This is a genomic window from Pseudomonas parakoreensis (assembly GCF_021602155.1).
Taxonomy (GTDB): Bacteria; Pseudomonadota; Gammaproteobacteria; order Pseudomonadales; family Pseudomonadaceae; genus Aquipseudomonas; species Aquipseudomonas parakoreensis.
Genome location: NZ_BQHY01000012.1, coordinates 114,792 through 130,125, shown reverse-complemented (window position 1 = coordinate 130,125; position 15,334 = coordinate 114,792). Strand labels below are relative to the sequence as shown.

The 15,334-nt window shown below is 60.1% G+C and carries 15 protein-coding genes; all 15 read left to right on the top strand.

The window, feature by feature from the left end; genetic code table 11:
- Nucleotides 1-58 precede the first annotated feature (58 nt).
- The 15 genes from L6D63_RS19720 (at nucleotide 59) to fliI (ending at nucleotide 15,333) form a co-directional block, all read left to right on the top strand.
- Complete coding sequence (locus L6D63_RS19720) at nucleotides 59-1,348, top strand: motility associated factor glycosyltransferase family protein (RefSeq protein WP_131669988.1); 1,290 nt, start codon at nucleotides 59-61, stop codon at nucleotides 1,346-1,348.
- The gene (locus L6D63_RS19715) at nucleotides 1,345-1,617 is read left to right on the top strand and encodes a hypothetical protein (protein ID WP_121184337.1); all 273 of its coding nucleotides are present in this window, start codon (nucleotides 1,345-1,347) and stop codon (nucleotides 1,615-1,617) included. Before L6D63_RS19720 ends, L6D63_RS19715 begins: the two co-directional genes overlap by 4 nt.
- A 236-nt stretch (nucleotides 1,618-1,853) precedes the next feature.
- Entirely contained in the window at nucleotides 1,854-2,714 is an 861-nt protein-coding gene (locus L6D63_RS19710) for a flagellin domain-containing protein (RefSeq protein ID WP_007958307.1), read from the top strand.
- A 72-nt stretch (nucleotides 2,715-2,786) separates the two neighbouring features.
- A complete protein-coding gene (locus L6D63_RS19705) occupies nucleotides 2,787-3,146 on the top strand; it encodes a flagellar protein FlaG (RefSeq protein ID WP_047292524.1) in 360 nt (119 codons plus the stop codon).
- A gap of 83 nt (nucleotides 3,147-3,229) precedes the next feature.
- Nucleotides 3,230-4,702: a flagellar filament capping protein FliD gene (fliD, locus tag L6D63_RS19700; RefSeq protein ID WP_047292526.1), complete on the top strand. Its 1,473-nt coding sequence runs from the start codon at nucleotides 3,230-3,232 to the stop codon at nucleotides 4,700-4,702.
- Nucleotides 4,703-4,831: 129 nt separating this feature from the next.
- Complete coding sequence (gene fliS / locus L6D63_RS19695) at nucleotides 4,832-5,230, top strand: flagellar export chaperone FliS (protein WP_027614233.1); 399 nt, start codon at nucleotides 4,832-4,834, stop codon at nucleotides 5,228-5,230.
- 11 nt (nucleotides 5,231-5,241) lie between these two features.
- Nucleotides 5,242-5,538 (top strand): flagellar protein FliT, encoded by a 297-nt coding sequence (gene fliT / locus L6D63_RS19690; RefSeq protein ID WP_003222861.1) that lies wholly within the window; start codon nucleotides 5,242-5,244, stop codon nucleotides 5,536-5,538.
- 172 nt (nucleotides 5,539-5,710) lie between these two features.
- Nucleotides 5,711-7,186 (top strand): sigma-54 dependent transcriptional regulator, encoded by a 1,476-nt coding sequence (locus tag L6D63_RS19685; protein ID WP_041073001.1) that lies wholly within the window; start codon nucleotides 5,711-5,713, stop codon nucleotides 7,184-7,186.
- A gap of 125 nt (nucleotides 7,187-7,311) precedes the next feature.
- Nucleotides 7,312-8,505, top strand: coding sequence for a sensor histidine kinase (locus tag L6D63_RS19680; RefSeq protein WP_236170377.1), 1,194 nt, complete (start codon nucleotides 7,312-7,314; stop codon nucleotides 8,503-8,505).
- Nucleotides 8,506-8,510: 5 nt separating this feature from the next.
- On the top strand, nucleotides 8,511-9,902 hold the full coding sequence (locus tag L6D63_RS19675; protein WP_131669990.1) for a sigma-54-dependent transcriptional regulator: 1,392 nt from the start codon (nucleotides 8,511-8,513) through the stop codon (nucleotides 9,900-9,902).
- A gap of 127 nt (nucleotides 9,903-10,029) precedes the next feature.
- Nucleotides 10,030-10,359 carry a flagellar hook-basal body complex protein FliE gene (gene fliE, locus L6D63_RS19670; RefSeq protein ID WP_003222869.1) on the top strand — a complete coding sequence of 110 codons (330 nt, stop codon included), beginning with the start codon at nucleotides 10,030-10,032 and terminating at the stop codon, nucleotides 10,357-10,359.
- 15 nt (nucleotides 10,360-10,374) lie between these two features.
- Nucleotides 10,375-12,162: a flagellar basal-body MS-ring/collar protein FliF gene (fliF, locus tag L6D63_RS19665; protein ID WP_047292533.1), complete on the top strand. Its 1,788-nt coding sequence runs from the start codon at nucleotides 10,375-10,377 to the stop codon at nucleotides 12,160-12,162.
- Nucleotides 12,155-13,174, top strand: coding sequence for a flagellar motor switch protein FliG (gene fliG / locus L6D63_RS19660; protein ID WP_007920042.1), 1,020 nt, complete (start codon nucleotides 12,155-12,157; stop codon nucleotides 13,172-13,174). The genes fliF and fliG overlap by 8 nt, the downstream gene beginning before the upstream one ends.
- Before the next feature lie 4 nt (nucleotides 13,175-13,178).
- Nucleotides 13,179-13,985 (top strand): flagellar assembly protein FliH, encoded by an 807-nt coding sequence (gene fliH / locus L6D63_RS19655; protein WP_131669991.1) that lies wholly within the window; start codon nucleotides 13,179-13,181, stop codon nucleotides 13,983-13,985.
- Complete coding sequence (fliI, locus tag L6D63_RS19650) at nucleotides 13,975-15,333, top strand: flagellar protein export ATPase FliI (RefSeq protein ID WP_047292537.1); 1,359 nt, start codon at nucleotides 13,975-13,977, stop codon at nucleotides 15,331-15,333. The genes fliH and fliI overlap by 11 nt, the downstream gene beginning before the upstream one ends.
- Nucleotide 15,334: the final 1 nt, after the last annotated feature.

Sequence of the window (15,334 nt, the reverse complement as noted above, 5' to 3'; positions counted from 1 at the left end):
TAGCGTTCAAGGTTACCCTTGAACGCTATTTTTTTGCCTGAATGGAGCGCTAGGCGGCATGAGCGAGTTTTTCCAACCCAATGCCCAGGTCATCCAGCAACGCTGGCCGGCGTTGTTTGAGCGCTTGCAGGCTGAAGACACCTCAGTCGTTCAAGCCGAGCTGGTGCAGGGCTTGGGCTCGACGCTCAGCGTCAATGGCATTCAACTGACCAGTCGCCACGACCGCGTCCACGAAGCCCGCATCCAGGCGGCCAGCCTGGCGGAAAAGCCGCAGTTGCACGTCTATGGCACCGGCCTCGGCGACCTGCCATCGGTTCTGCTGGAGCGCGCCGGCCTTGAGCGGTTGTACGTTCATATCCTCAATGGCGCGTTGTTCGCCCTGGTGCTGCAACTGCTCGATCAACGCCAATGGCTGGAAGATCCGCGTGTGCAGCTTTTCTATGCCGGTGATCTGTCAGACATCTGCACACCGTTTTTCGCGTTGCCGGCGGAGATGCTGCTGGCTGATGACTTCAACGCGAAGATCCGTGATCGGCTGGTCAGCGAAGTGCACTTGAGCTTCAACAATCGTGAATTCGATCCACATTTGCCGTTCATTCAGCAGCGTCTGCAGGAGTGTTTGCCGGTGTTGCTGGGCGATGATGATGTGGCGCAGTTGTTCGGCACGGCCAGTGGCCGGGAAATCTATGTGATTGGCACCGGGCCGACGCTCGAAGGACATTTCCAGCGTCTGGCGGCGGTGCGCGCGCAGGCTGAACGTCCGTTGTTGATGTGTGTGGATACCGCTTACCGGCCATTGCGTGAGCACGGGATCGTCCCGGATCTGGTGGTCACCATTGATCAGCGCATCAGCTTCCGGCATCTGCCGTTCGAGGACTCTGCTGGCATTCCGCTGGTGTATCTGCCCATGAGCGATCCTGCGGTGTTGACCGCGTGGAAGGGCAAACGCTACGGCGGTTACTCGGCCAGCCCGGTTTACGCCGCGTTGCGCGAGCAATACCCGCGCGGACAACTGCATGTCGGTGGCAGCGTGATTCATCCGGCGGTGGATCTGGCAGTAAAGATGGGTGCATCGCGCATTACCCTGTTCGGCGCCGACTTCGCCTTCCCGATGAACAAGACCCATGCCGGCTGGAATGACGGTGATCTGGGGCCGGGGGTCGATCAGGCGCGGCATTGGGTGCAGGACGGCCATGGCCGGCGGGTCAGCACGCAGCTGAACTTTCGCGGCTATCTGTGCGTACTCGAGCGTTATATCGCCGCGCATCCGCAGGTGCAGTTCTTCAACAGCAGTCGGGCAGGTGCACTGATCGCCGGGACACAGTTCAATCAGGAGTTTGTGCAATGACGACGATTGAGCAGTGCGTCGACGAGTGCCGTCAGTGCGCCGGGCTGTTTCGTCTGGGGCGTGACGTTGAGGCGGCGCTGGATATGGTCGAGGTGTTCGAGGGTGCGCAGCAGTTGCTGATGTCCGCACCGGCGACGGTACAGCAGGACTGGTCCTTGATACTCACGCAGATGCTCGACTGTCAGGAGCGTCAGGACTGGTTGGGCCTGGCTGACTGGATGGAGTTCGAGTTGATCGAAGTGTTGCAAAAAGCACGATCGGCAAACTGACCGACCGCGCTGGCCCGCGGCTTTGCGCGCGGGTCGGTTTTATGGCGTCATTTTTTCGCAGGTGGGGGGCGCTAAGCCCTTGTTTTCTCGGGGGTGGCAGGGTGATGGCAAATTTTTTTCAAAAAGCCCTCAAGCAACCTGCCAACCCGACGATAACTATTACGAAGGTTCTCTAGGCCATTCCAGGCGGTTGCCAGGGCCGGAAGCCGCAGTACCCAACCAACGAGGAATTCGTCATGGCTTTAACAGTAAACACCAACACCACGTCGCTGAACGTTCAAAAGAACCTGAACCGTGCTTCCGACGCTCTGTCGACTTCGATGCAGCGCCTGTCTTCCGGCCTGAAAATCAACAGCGCTAAAGACGACGCTGCTGGCCTGCAGATCTCGAACCGTATGTCTTCGCAGATCCGTGGTAACACCCAAGCCATCCAGAACGCCAACGACGGTATCTCCGTTGCTCAGACCGCTGAAGGCGCTCTGCAAGCTTCGACCGACATCCTGCAGCGTATGCGTGAACTGGCTGTTAAAGCACGTAACGGCACCAACGGCACTGCTGACCAGACCGCAACCAACGCTGAATTCGCTCAGATGTCTGACGAAATCACCCGTATCTCGGCTGCTACCAACCTGAACGGCAAAAACCTGCTGGACGGTTCGGCTGGTACTGTGACCCTGCAAGTCGGCGCAAACACCGGTTCGGCTAACCACATCGACCTGGTACTGAGCTCCAAGTTCGACGCCGTCAGCCTGTCCGTAGGTAGCGGTACTGTAGTTCTGACCGGTACCACCGGTACTGGCGCTGGTTCTGCTTCGCAGAACATCGACAACGCGATCACTGCAATCGACGCCGCTATCGCTGCAATCGGTGCAACTCGTGCCAGCCTGGGTGCTTCGCAAAACCGTCTGACCAGCACCATCCAGAACTTGCAGAACATCACCGAGAACACCACTGCTGCACAAGGTCGCGTACAAGATACCGACTTCGCCGCAGAGACTGCTAACCTGACCAAGCAGCAAACCCTGCAACAGGCTTCGACCTCTGTTCTGGCTCAAGCCAACCAACTGCCTTCCGCTGTACTGAAGCTGCTTCAGTAATTCGGAATGAGTTTGGGCGGGAGGGTGCGCTGGTCGCGCTCTCTCGCTTTTTTACGTTAGGAGGTGATGAGCATGGACATGAGCGTAAAGCTTAACGTGTCTTATCCGGCTCCCAAGCCAGCGACGCCTGTTGCTGACAAGCCGTCGGAGACGCCAAAAGTTGCATCGGCCGACGCTCCGGTCGCTGACAGGAAAAGTCAGCAAACGGATGACGCCAAGTTGAAACTGGCCGTGCAAGAGATCGAGAAGTTCGTTCAATCGATCAAGCGTAACCTGGAGTTCTCGATCGACGAGCACTCTGGCAAGGTCATCGTCAAGGTGATCGCAAGCGAGACGGGTGAGGTCGTACGCCAGATCCCCTCCGCAGAAGCACTCAAGCTCGCAGACAGCCTCGCCAACGCAAGCCATGTGTTGTTCGACGCCAAAGTCTGATAGCTGGCATGAATAGTGTTTGTCTTTCTTGAATGACGCCTGGATGGGTCAAAAGTCTGGCAACAATCTGAAGGGAGATGCACATGGCAAGTCCAATTCTACCGGGTTCCGGACTGGGTTCCGGCCTGGACATCGGCGCGATCGTGACCGCGCTGGTCAACGCCGACAAGTCGCCGAAACAGACGCAGATCGATTCCGCGACCAAGACCAATACCCTGAAGATTTCCGGTGTCGGCACGTTGAAGAGTGCGCTGACCGCGTACCAGACGGCGATGACCAACCTGGGCAGCAAGACCAACCCGGCATTTGCCGGCTTCACGGCGACCTCGAGCAACACAGCGATTCTCGGCGCCACCTCCGATAACACTGCGGTGTCGGGGACTTACAACGTTGTTGTCAACCAATTGGCCACTGGCTCGAAAGTTGCCAGCGCTTCTTTCGCCGGCGGTGCTGCCAGTGCCATTCCGAGTGGTACCCTGAAAATCAGTCAGAATGGCACTGATTACAATGTCACGATCCCGGCCAATGCGACCTTGCAGAGCACGCGTGATGCGATCAACACGGCTCAGGGCGCCAATGGCATTTCTGCCAACATCGTGACTGACAGCAGTGGTGCTTCGCGCCTGGTGATCAGCTCCAACAAGACTGGCGCGGGTACCGATCTCTCTGTCAGCGGGATCGCCGGTCTGGAGATCGACGGTACTCAGTCGATGGGTACTAATCCGGCGGCAGGCGCCTCGGGCAACGTCAATGGCCTTGCACAAGATGCCAAGGTGACCATCGACGGCCTGCAGGTTTCCAGCAAAAGTAACACGGTCAGTGGTGCAATCAGCGGCCTGACCCTGAATCTGACCACTGTCAGCCCTGTCGTTGGTGGCGTTGCCACGCCGACCGTTGTCAGCGTCGATACCAACACCAAAGGGCTGCAGGCTTCGGTTCAGGCGTTTGTTGACGCCTACAACACCCTGAAGACCACCATCGACACCCTGTCCAAGGCAACACCGGACGCCGATGGCAAACTGACGGTGCAGGCCGCTTTCACCGGTGACTCGTTGCCGCGCTCGCTGATCTCCGACATCCGTGGCCAGTTGACTGCTCCTGGTGCTGGTGCAGAGGGTTCTTTGTCCTATCTGTCGGAGATCGGTGTGATGACCGATCGCAACACCGGCAACCTGACGTTTGATACTGCTGCGTTCACCAAAACCATGGCTCAGCCCGGGAAGGCTGGCCAGGTGCAGCAGATGTTCACCGGGACTAACGATACCAACGGTCTGCTGGCGCGCATGAACAAGGCGGTGGACCCGTATCTGAAGGCACCTGCCGGTAGCGCACCTACTGCCGTAGGCCTGCTTGATCAGCGCATGTCCATCCTGAACAACAACACCAAGAGCCTGACCAGTCAGCAATTGGCGCTGGATTTGCGTGTGGCCAACCTGACCAAGACGTTGACGGCCAAGTACAACGCCATGGACTTGCTGGTAGGGCAGATGAAAGCGACGGCCAGTAACATCACGTCGTTCTTCAGCTCGCTGAACGCTCAGCAATCCGCGAAGTAACCTGCAAGAACGACAAAAACCCGGCTACGCTTTATCGGCGTGCGCCGGGTTTTTGTCTTTTGATCTAAAGTTCTGTGATTCGTTGGCGATACACTGGTTATACGAGTCATTGTGGCAATGAGGTAGAACATGAACCCAATGTTAGCCCTTCGGCAATATCAGAAAGTCGGCGCGCACGCCCAGACCTCCGAGGCGAGTCCGCACCGTCTGGTACAAATGTTGATGGAAGGCGGGCTGGCCCGCATCGCTCAGGCCAAGGGTGCCATCGAGCGCAAGGACATTCCTGGCAAGTGCACCTCGATCAGCAAGGCCATTGGCATTGTCAGCGGGCTGCGTGAAGGTCTGGACCTGGAAAAGTGTGCCGATGAACTGGCCGATCTGGACGGGCTGTACATCTACATGATGAAGCGCCTCGCCGAGGCCAACATCAACAGCGATCCGCGCATTCTCGATGAGGTTGCCGGCTTGCTGAGCACGGTCAAAGAAGGCTGGGATGCCATCGCCCCCGAGCCTGCTCCGCAGTTTTGAAGGAGAGCACCATGAGTCTTGTATTGCAGCGAATCGCCGACACCCGTGAAGCGCTGGTCAGTGCGCTGGCCGAACGCAACTGGGAAGCCATTGGCGAGCTGGATCTGGCTTGCCGATCCTGCATGGAAGACGTCATGGCCGAGGCCTCGCTGGATGAGGAGGCCCTGCGCAATAACCTTGAGGAGCTGCTCCACGTCTACAAGGAGCTTCTGGAGGCGGCGATGGGTGAGCGGCAGGCGATAGCCAACGAGATGTCGCAGATCACCCAAGCGCAAAAGGCGGCAAAGGTTTACCATCTGTTTGGTTAATTAACCCCCAGTTAATCCAGACATGTGCGCCATAAATTTGACTGTGCACGGTTTTTTGACTTAACTAGTGGCTGTTTTCAGATTTCAGGCGTCTACAGGCACAAGGTGTCCTGCAAGCGTCTCGCTTGCCCCATTTTTCGGGCATTGAGTTGACTAGGGAAGTTGCTATTGCATGTGGCGTGAAACCAAAATTCTGCTGATCGATGACGATAGCGTCCGCCGCCGCGACCTGGCGGTGATTTTAAATTTTCTCGGCGAAGAAAATTTACCCTGCGGCAGCCATGACTGGCAGCAGGCTGTCGGCTCTTTGTCATCAAGTCGTGAAGTCATCTGTGTACTGATCGGGACGGTAAATGCTCCGGGTGCACTGTTGGGCTTGTTAAAGACACTCTCGACATGGGATGAGTTCCTTCCGGTTTTGCTGATGGGCGATAATTCTTCCGTCGACCTGCCGGAAGACCAGCGCCGCCGGGTGCTTTCGACGCTGGAAATGCCACCCAGCTACAGCAAGCTGCTCGACTCCCTGCACCGTGCCCAGGTCTATCGCGAGATGTACGACCAGGCCCGCGAGCGCGGCCGTCATCGCGAACCCAATCTGTTCCGCAGCCTCGTCGGCACCAGCAGGGCGATCCAGCATGTCCGTCAGATGATGCAGCAAGTGGCCGATACCGACGCCAGTGTGCTGATCCTCGGCGAGTCCGGCACCGGCAAGGAAGTGGTTGCGCGCAACCTGCATTACCACTCCAAACGTCGCGACGCGCCATTCGTGCCAGTCAACTGCGGGGCGATCCCGGCCGAGCTGCTGGAAAGCGAACTGTTCGGCCACGAGAAAGGCGCCTTCACCGGCGCGATCACCAGCCGTGCCGGACGTTTCGAACTGGCCAACGGCGGTACGCTGTTCCTCGATGAAATCGGCGACATGCCGCTGCCGATGCAGGTCAAACTGTTGCGCGTGCTGCAGGAGCGTACCTTCGAGCGTGTGGGCAGCAACAAGACCCAGAGCGTCGATGTACGCATCATTGCCGCGACCCACAAGAACCTCGAAAGCATGATCGAGGTCGGCACCTTCCGCGAAGACCTCTACTATCGCTTGAATGTGTTCCCGATCGAGATGGCGCCGTTGCGTGAGCGCGTTGAAGACATCCCGCTGCTGATGAACGAACTGATCTCGCGCATGGAGCACGAAAAGCGCGGTTCGATCCGTTTCAACTCGGCAGCGATCATGTCGCTGTGCCGTCACGGCTGGCCGGGCAACGTCCGCGAGCTGGCCAACCTGGTGGAGCGCATGGCGATCATGCACCCGTACGGGGTCATCGGTGTGGTCGAGTTGCCGAAGAAGTTCCGCTACGTCGATGATGAAGACGAGCAGATGGTCGACAGTCTGCGCAGCGATCTCGAAGAGCGCGTGGCGATCAACGGTCATACCCCGGACTTCACCGCCAATGCTCTGCTGCCGCCGGAAGGTCTGGACCTCAAAGACTACCTCGGTGGTCTGGAGCAGGGTCTGATCCAGCAGGCACTGGACGATGCCAATGGCATTGTGGCGCGTGCCGCCGAACGCCTGCGCATTCGTCGAACCACACTGGTGGAGAAGATGCGCAAGTACGGCATGAGTCGGCGTGAAGGTGATGAACAGGCGGATGATTGACGCCTGTTTTTTAACGTCTTCATTTGTAAGCAGTTTTTTTTAGGCACGGGTATTGCTACGTCCCTCGCAACGTTCCGTTTAACTGACGGTCAGCCAAGCGAGAGAACACAATGCCCCACGCCCAGATGTCATCTGCCTCCAATGCCGAGGGGCAATCGTCGTCCGTAGAGCAGGCGAGCCGTCAGGGTCTTGAGCAGGCGTTCGCGCTGTTCAATCAGATGTCCAGTCAGTTGACCGACTCCTACAGCATGCTTGAAGCCCGGGTCACCGAACTCAAGGGCGAGCTGGCGGTGGTCAGTGCCCAGCGCATGCAGGAGCTGGCCGAAAAAGAGCGTTTGGCCAACCGCCTGCAGAACCTCCTTGATCTGTTGCCCGGTGGCGTCATCGTCATTGACGGCCATGGCATGGTTCGCGAGGCCAATCCGGCGGCCATTGAGTTGTTGGGGCTGCCGCTGGAAGGCGAGTTGTGGCGCCACGTGATCGCCCGATGCTTCGCCCCACGCGAGGATGATGGTCATGAAATCTCTCTGAAAAACGGTCGGCGACTGTCGATTGCCACCCGCTCGCTGGATGCCGAGCCGGGGCAGTTGGTGCTGCTCAACGATCTGACAGAAACCCGCCACCTGCAAGATCAACTGGCGCGTCATGAGCGTCTGTCATCGCTGGGGCGCATGGTCGCCTCGCTGGCTCATCAGATCCGCACACCGTTGTCTGCCGCTTTGCTCTACGCCAGTCATTTGACTGAGCAGGAATTGCCGGTCGCCACCCAACAGCGTTTCGCTGGCCGCCTCAAAGAGCGTTTGCACGAGCTGGAGCATCAGGTGCGCGACATGCTGGTGTTCGCCCGGGGCGAGTTGCCGTTGACTGACCGCATCACCCCCAATGCCTTGATGCAGTCGCTGCAAGCAGCAGCGTTGACCCATGTGCAGGACTTGCCCATTCGCTGGCAGTGCGACAGTCATGCCGGCGAATTGCTGTGCAACCGCGACACGCTGGTCGGGGCCCTTCTCAATCTGATCGAAAACGCGATTCAGGCCAGTGACAGCAACGTACGCCTGAAAGTGCATTGCTACACCCGCGACAACAGCCTGCGCTTGTGCGTCAGCGACAGCGGCAGCGGTATAGATCCGGTGGTGCTCGAACGTCTCGGCGAGCCATTTTTTACCACCAAAGTCACCGGCACCGGGCTTGGTCTGACCGTGGTCAAGGCTGTGGCCCGGGCACATCAGGGAGAATTGCGGCTGCGTTCGCGCGTCGGGCGCGGCACGTGCGCGCAGGTGATCCTGCCGCTGTTTTCCGCTGTACAGGGAGCTGAGTAAACGTCATGGGCATCAAGGTTTTGCTGGTCGAGGATGACCGCTCGTTGCGCGAAGCGCTGGCCGACACGCTGTTGCTGGCAGGCCACGACTACCACGCGGTCGGCAGCGCCGAAGAGGCGTTGCAAGCGGTTGAGCGCGAAGCGTTCAGTCTGGTGGTCAGTGACGTCAACATGCCCGGCATGGACGGCCATCAACTGCTTGGACTGTTGCGCGCCCGGCAGCCGCAACTACCGGTACTGCTGATGACCGCACATGGCGCGGTGGAGCGAGCGGTCGATGCGATGCGCCAGGGAGCGGCGGATTATCTGGTCAAGCCGTTCGAGCCCAAGGCTCTGCTGGACCTGGTTTCGCGGCATGCGCTGGGCTGTGTCAGTGTGGCTGATAGCGACGGGCCGGTGGCGGTCGAGCCGGCCAGTGCGCAGTTGCTCGACCTGGCGGCGCGGGTGGCGCGCAGCGATTCCACAGTGTTGATCTCCGGCGAGTCCGGTACCGGCAAGGAAGTACTGGCGCGTTACATCCACCAGCAATCTCACCGTGCGAGCCAGCCGTTCATCGCGATCAACTGCGCGGCGATTCCTGACAACATGCTTGAAGCCACGCTGTTCGGTCACGAGAAAGGCTCATTCACCGGCGCCATCGCGGCGCAACCCGGCAAGTTTGAACAAGCCGATGGCGGCACCCTTCTGCTCGACGAGATTTCCGAAATGCCCCTGGGCCTGCAAGCCAAGTTGCTGCGGGTGCTGCAGGAGCGTGAAGTCGAGCGTGTCGGTGCGCGCAAGCCGATCGCGCTGGATATTCGCGTGGTCGCGACCACCAACCGCGATCTGGCTGGCGAAGTGGCGGCGGGGCGCTTCCGTGAAGACCTTTTTTACCGTCTGTCGGTTTTTCCTCTGGCGTGGCGTCCACTTCGCGAGCGCACTGCCGATATCTTGCCGCTGGCCGAGCGGTTGCTGAACAAACACGTCAATAAAATGAAGCACGCTCCGGCGAAGCTGTCGCCAGAAGCCCAGGTTTGCCTCACTGGTTATCCGTGGCCGGGCAATGTGCGTGAGCTGGATAACGCCATTCAACGGGCGCTGATTCTGCAGCAGGGCGGTTTGATCCAGCCCCAGGATTTCTGCCTGACGGGTGCGGTGACGCTCAGTGCTGCGCCGTCCGTCGCGCCGGTGCAGCCGCTGGTGCGCGAGATCGAAGTCGAGGCTGAATCCGCCGGTGCGCTGGGCGATGACCTGCGGCGCCGGGAGTTTCAGATGATCATCGATACCCTGCGCACCGAACGCGGCCGGCGCAAGGAAGCAGCGGAAAAACTCGGTATCAGCCCGCGAACCCTGCGCTACAAGCTGGCGCAAATGCGCGATGCCGGGATGGACGTCGAAGGCTATCTGTTCGCCACGTGAGCGGGGGAGCGAATGTTTGAAAGTGCTTTTCTGAAAGGCTGCCCGATAGCTGGCACCCTTGTTGCTAATACCTGTGTACCCGCCGAGTGAGTGTCAAAAAATTGCGGGCCGCCCAAGAGAGTAGACCATGAGCCAAGGTATTGAATTTAATCGGTTGATGATGGACATGAAGGCCATGAAAATGGACGCCATGGCCACGCCGAAATCGACTGCCGCCGTCCCTGAACTGGCAGGCAGCAGCTTTTCCGACATGCTCGGTCAGGCCATCAACAAAGTCAGCGATACCCAGCAGGCATCGACTCAGTTGGCCAACGCATTTGAAATCGGCAAGAGCGGCGTCGATCTGACCGACGTGATGATCGCCTCGCAAAAAGCCAGCGTGTCGTTCCAGGCTCTGACCCAGGTGCGCAACAAACTGGTTCAGGCTTATCAAGACATCATGCAGATGCCGGTTTAAGGACGAGATTGAGTCATGGCAGAAGCAGTCGCCGATAACGTTCCGGCCAAGGCCACCCCGATAGACGGCAAACCGCCGCTGTTCGGCCTGTCCTTCCTGGAAAACCTCTCCGAGATGACCATGCTGCGTCAGGTGGGCCTGTTGGTCGGCCTGGCTGCGAGCGTGGCGATTGGCTTTGCCGTGGTGCTGTGGTCGCAGCAGCCGGATTACCGTCCGTTGTACGGCAGCCTTGCCGGCATGGACGCCAAGCAGGTCATGGACACCCTGGCCTCCGCCGACATCCCCTACACCGTCGAGCCGAACTCCGGCGCCTTGCTGGTCAAGGCCGACGACCTGTCCCGTGCGCGGATGAAACTCGCGGCCGCTGGTGTCACTCCCAGCGACGGCAACATCGGTTTCGAAATCCTCGACAAGGAACAGGGGCTGGGCACCAGCCAGTTCATGGAAGCGACCCGTTACCGTCGTGGCCTCGAAGGCGAACTGGCACGCACCATCTCCAGCCTGAACAACGTCAAGGGCGCCCGCGTGCACCTGGCGATTCCGAAGAGCTCGGTGTTCGTGCGTGATGAGCGCAAGCCAAGCGCTTCGGTTCTGGTCGAGTTGTACTCCGGGCGTTCGCTGGAGCCGGGTCAGGTGGTGGCGATCATCAACCTGGTGGCGACTTCCGTGCCTGAACTGAGCAAATCGCAGATCACCGTCGTCGATCAGAAGGGCAATCTGCTCTCCGATCAGGCGGAGAACTCCGAAATGACCATGGCCGGCAAGCAGTTCGATTACAGCCGCCGCATGGAAAGCATGCTCACTCAGCGCGTGCACAACATTCTGCAGCCGGTGCTGGGTAACGATCGCTACAAGGCTGAAGTCTCGGCCGACATCGATTTCAGTGCCGTCGAATCGACCGCCGAGCAGTTCAACCCGGACCAGCCTGCGTTGCGCAGCGAGCAGTCGGTCAATGAGCAACGCACCGCCAGCAATGGTCCGCAAGGTGTCCCGGGGGCGCTGAGCAACCAGCCGCCGGCGCCGGCCTCGGCACCGCAAACCACCGGTGGCGCGCAAGGCTCTACCGGCATGGTTCAACCCGGTCAGCCACTGGTGGATGCCAACGGTCAGCAGATCATGGACCCGGCCACCGGCCAGCCAATGCTCGCACCGTACCCGGCGGACAAGCGTCAACAATCCACCAAGAACTTCGAACTGGACCGTTCCATCAGCCACACCAAGCAGCAGCAGGGTCGCCTGAATCGTCTGTCGGTGTCGGTGGTGGTCGATGATCAGGTCAAGGTCAATGCGGCCAACGGGGAAACCACCCGCGCGCCATGGAGCGCCGATGAACTGGCGCGCTTCACCCGTCTGGTGCAGGACGCCGTTGGCTTCGATGCCAGCCGTGGTGACAGCGTCAGCGTGATCAACATGCCGTTCTCCGCCGAACGCGGTGAAGTGGTTGCCGATATTCCGTTCTACTCCCAGCCATGGTTCTGGGACATCGTCAAACAAGTGCTGGGTGTGTTGTTCATCCTGGTGCTGGTGTTTGGTGTGCTGCGTCCGGTGTTGAACAACATCACCGGTGGCGGCAAAGGCAAGGAGCTGGCCGGTCTGGGCAGCGACGTGGAACTCGGTGGCATGGGCGGCCTGGACGGCGACCTGGCCAACGACCGCGTGAGCCTCGGTGGTCCGCAGAGCATTCTGTTGCCGAGCCCGAGTGAGGGTTATGACGCACAACTGAATGCAATCAAGAGCTTGGTGGCCGAGGATCCGGGTCGCGTGGCTCAGGTCGTGAAAGAGTGGATTAACGCAGATGAGTGATAACCGAGCCGCAACCGTCAAACTGAACAAGGTCGACAAAGCCGCGATTCTGCTGCTGTCCCTGGGTTCGACCGATGCCGCGCAAGTGCTGCGCCACATGGGCCCGAAAGAGGTTCAGCGGGTGGGTGTGGCCATGGCTCAGATGGGCAACGTCCATCGCGAGCAGGTCGAGCAGGTCATGAGCGAGTTCGTCGACATCGTCGGTGACCAGACCAGCCTCGGCGTCGGCTCCGACGACTACGTGCGCAAAATGCTCACCCAGGCGCTGGGCGAAGACAAGGCCAACGGCCTGATCGACCGCATCCTGCTCGGTGGCAACACCAGCGGCCTCGACAGCCTGAAATGGATGGAGCCGCGCGCCGTTGCCGATGTGATCCGTTACGAACACCCGCAGATCCAGGCCATCGTCGTCGCCTACCTCGACCCGGATCAGGCCGGTGAAGTGCTCGGCAACTTCGACCACAAGGTGCGCCTGGACATCATCCTGCGCGTTTCGTCGCTGAACACCGTGCAGCCGGCTGCGCTGAAAGAGCTGAACCAGATTCTCGAGAAGCAGTTCTCCGGCAACTCGAACGCTTCGCGCACCACCCTGGGTGGCATCAAGCGTGCGGCGGACATCATGAACTTCCTCGACAGTTCGATTGAAGGCCAGCTCATGGACTCGATCCGCGAAGTCGACGAAGACCTGTCCGGTCAGATCGAAGACCTCATGTTCGTGTTCAACAACCTGGCCGACGTCGACGACCGCGGCATCCAGGCGCTGTTGCGCGAAGTGTCCTCGGACGTGCTGGTACTGGCCCTCAAGGGCTCGGACGAAGGCGTCAAAGAGAAGATCTTCAAGAACATGTCCAAACGTGCGGCCGAACTGTTGCGCGACGACCTCGAAGCCAAAGGCCCGGTGCGCGTCAGCGACGTGGAAACCGCGCAGAAAGAAATCCTCACCATTGCCCGTCGTATGGCCGAAGCCGGCGAGATCGTGCTCGGTGGCAAGGGCGGCGAGGAAATGATCTAAGCCCATGGACAAGCATGACGAGTCAGTGACGGATCTGATCCGCGCCCGCGATGTCCGTGGTTTCGAATCCTGGGCGCTGCCCAGCTTCGATCCGCCGAAACCGGAACCCGAGCCGGAGCCGGAGCCCGAACCGCCGGAAATGGAAGAAGTGCCGCTGGAAGAAGTCCAGCCACTGACTCTGGAAGAACTCGAAAGCATCCGTCAGGAGGCTTACAACGAGGGCTTTGGCATCGGTGAGAAGGAAGGTTTTCACAGCGCCACGCTCAAGGTGCGTCAGGAAGCCGAAGTGGCGCTGGCGGCAAAACTGGCCAGCCTCGAGCAGTTGATGACCCACCTGTTCGAGCCGATTGCCGAGCAAGACACCCAGATCGAAAAGTCGCTGGTTGACCTCGTGCAACACATCACCAGACAGGTGATCAAGCGCGAACTGGCGATCGATTCCAGCCAGATCGAACACGTCATGCGCGACGCGCTCAAGCTGCTGCCGTTGGGCGTGGACAACGTGCGTCTGTACGTCAATCCGCAGGACTTCGAGCAGGCCAAGGCCTTGCGCGAACGCCATGAAGAAACCTGGCGCATCGTCGAGGACGAGTCGCTGATGCCCGGTGGTTGCCGGGTTGAAACCGCGCACAGCCGCATCGACGCGAGCATTGAAACCCGCGTCACCCAGGTCATGGGCAAGCTGTTTGACCAGTTGCACGAACAGTCTCTGCACCCGGCTGCGCCGGATCTGAGTCTGGACATTCCTGAAGAAATCCCATCGGCGGCTGCGCCGCAAGCGCCGCTCGCGGACACCCCCGATGCGCCTTGAACGCACCAGTTTCGCCAAGCGCCTCAGCACCTATGCCGACGCCACTGACATCGCTGGCGCGCCGATTCTTGAAGGCCGTCTGCTGCGCATGGTCGGCCTCACCCTCGAAGCCGAAGGCCTGCGCGCCGCCATGGGCACACGTTGCCTGGTGATCAATGACGACAGCTATCACCCGTCCCAGGTGGAAGCGGAAGTCATGGGGTTTTCCGGCAGCAAAGTCTTCCTGATGCCGGTCGGCAGCGTCGCCGGCATTGCCCCGGGCGCCCGTGTGGTACCGCTGGCGGAAACCGGTCGTCTGCCGATGGGCATGAGCATGCTCGGTCGCGTACTCGACGGCGCCGGACGCGCGCTGGACGGCAAGGGCGGGATGAAGGCTGAAGACTGGGTGCCGATGGACGGCCCGACAATCAACCCGCTCAACCGCGACCCGATCCACGAACCGCTGGACGTCGGCATCCGTTGCATCAACGGATTGCTGACGGTCGGGCGTGGTCAGCGTCTGGGTCTGTTCGCCGGTACCGGTGTCGGTAAATCGGTGCTGCTGGGCATGATGACCCGCTTCACCGAGGCCGACATTATCGTCGTCGGCCTGATCGGTGAACGGGGTCGCGAAGTGAAAGAGTTCATCGAGCACATCCTCGGTGAAGAAGGCCTCAAGCGTTCGGTGGTCGTCGCCTCGCCGGCGGACGATGCGCCGCTGATGCGTCTGCGCGCGGCCATGTACTGCACGCGCATCGCCGAGTATTTCCGCGACAAGGGCAAGAACGTCCTGTTGCTGATGGATTCGCTGACCCGTTTCGCCCAGGCCCAGCGGGAAATCGCCCTGGCCATCGGCGAGCCGCCAGCGACCAAGGGTTATCCGCCCTCGGTGTTCGCCAAACTGCCGAAACTGGTGGAGCGCGCCGGTAACGCGGAAAAGGGCGGGGGATCGATCACCGCGTTCTACACCGTGTTGTCCGAAGGCGATGACCAGCAGGACCCGATTGCCGACTCGGCGCGGGGCGTGCTCGACGGCCACATCGTGTTGTCCCGGCGTCTGGCCGAGGAAGGTCATTATCCGGCCATCGACATCGAAGCCTCGATCAGCCGGGTGATGCCGGCGGTGGTTTCGGCGGAACACATGCAGCGTGCGCAGTACTTCAAACAGCTGTGGTCGCGCTATCAGCAGAGCCGCGATCTGATCAGCGTCGGCGCTTACGTCGCCGGTGGTGACCGCGAGACCGATCTGGCGATCAATCTGCAGCCGCAACTGACCCGCTACCAGCGCCAGGGGCTGAACGACAAGATCAACATGGGCGAGAGCCAAGCCTATCTGGAAACCCTGTTCGCGCCTGCGGCGGGCGGGTAAC

What these genes read in the sequence shown, in the direction of transcription:
- L6D63_RS19720 (WP_131669988.1), top strand. Translation starts at nt 59, where the DNA reads ATGAGCGAGTTTTTCCAACCCAATGCCCAGGTCATCCAGCAACGCTGG.
- L6D63_RS19715 (WP_121184337.1), top strand. Translation starts at nt 1,345, where the DNA reads ATGACGACGATTGAGCAGTGCGTCGACGAGTGCCGTCAGTGCGCCGGG.
- L6D63_RS19710 (WP_007958307.1), top strand. Translation starts at nt 1,854, where the DNA reads ATGGCTTTAACAGTAAACACCAACACCACGTCGCTGAACGTTCAAAAG.
- L6D63_RS19705 (WP_047292524.1), top strand. Translation starts at nt 2,787, where the DNA reads ATGGACATGAGCGTAAAGCTTAACGTGTCTTATCCGGCTCCCAAGCCA.
- fliD (WP_047292526.1), top strand. Translation starts at nt 3,230, where the DNA reads ATGGCAAGTCCAATTCTACCGGGTTCCGGACTGGGTTCCGGCCTGGAC.
- fliS (WP_027614233.1), top strand. Translation starts at nt 4,832, where the DNA reads ATGAACCCAATGTTAGCCCTTCGGCAATATCAGAAAGTCGGCGCGCAC.
- fliT (WP_003222861.1), top strand. Translation starts at nt 5,242, where the DNA reads ATGAGTCTTGTATTGCAGCGAATCGCCGACACCCGTGAAGCGCTGGTC.
- L6D63_RS19685 (WP_041073001.1), top strand. Translation starts at nt 5,711, where the DNA reads ATGTGGCGTGAAACCAAAATTCTGCTGATCGATGACGATAGCGTCCGC.
- L6D63_RS19680 (WP_236170377.1), top strand. Translation starts at nt 7,312, where the DNA reads ATGTCATCTGCCTCCAATGCCGAGGGGCAATCGTCGTCCGTAGAGCAG.
- L6D63_RS19675 (WP_131669990.1), top strand. Translation starts at nt 8,511, where the DNA reads ATGGGCATCAAGGTTTTGCTGGTCGAGGATGACCGCTCGTTGCGCGAA.
- fliE (WP_003222869.1), top strand. Translation starts at nt 10,030, where the DNA reads ATGAGCCAAGGTATTGAATTTAATCGGTTGATGATGGACATGAAGGCC.
- fliF (WP_047292533.1), top strand. Translation starts at nt 10,375, where the DNA reads ATGGCAGAAGCAGTCGCCGATAACGTTCCGGCCAAGGCCACCCCGATA.
- fliG (WP_007920042.1), top strand. Translation starts at nt 12,155, where the DNA reads ATGAGTGATAACCGAGCCGCAACCGTCAAACTGAACAAGGTCGACAAA.
- fliH (WP_131669991.1), top strand. Translation starts at nt 13,179, where the DNA reads ATGGACAAGCATGACGAGTCAGTGACGGATCTGATCCGCGCCCGCGAT.
- fliI (WP_047292537.1), top strand. Translation starts at nt 13,975, where the DNA reads ATGCGCCTTGAACGCACCAGTTTCGCCAAGCGCCTCAGCACCTATGCC.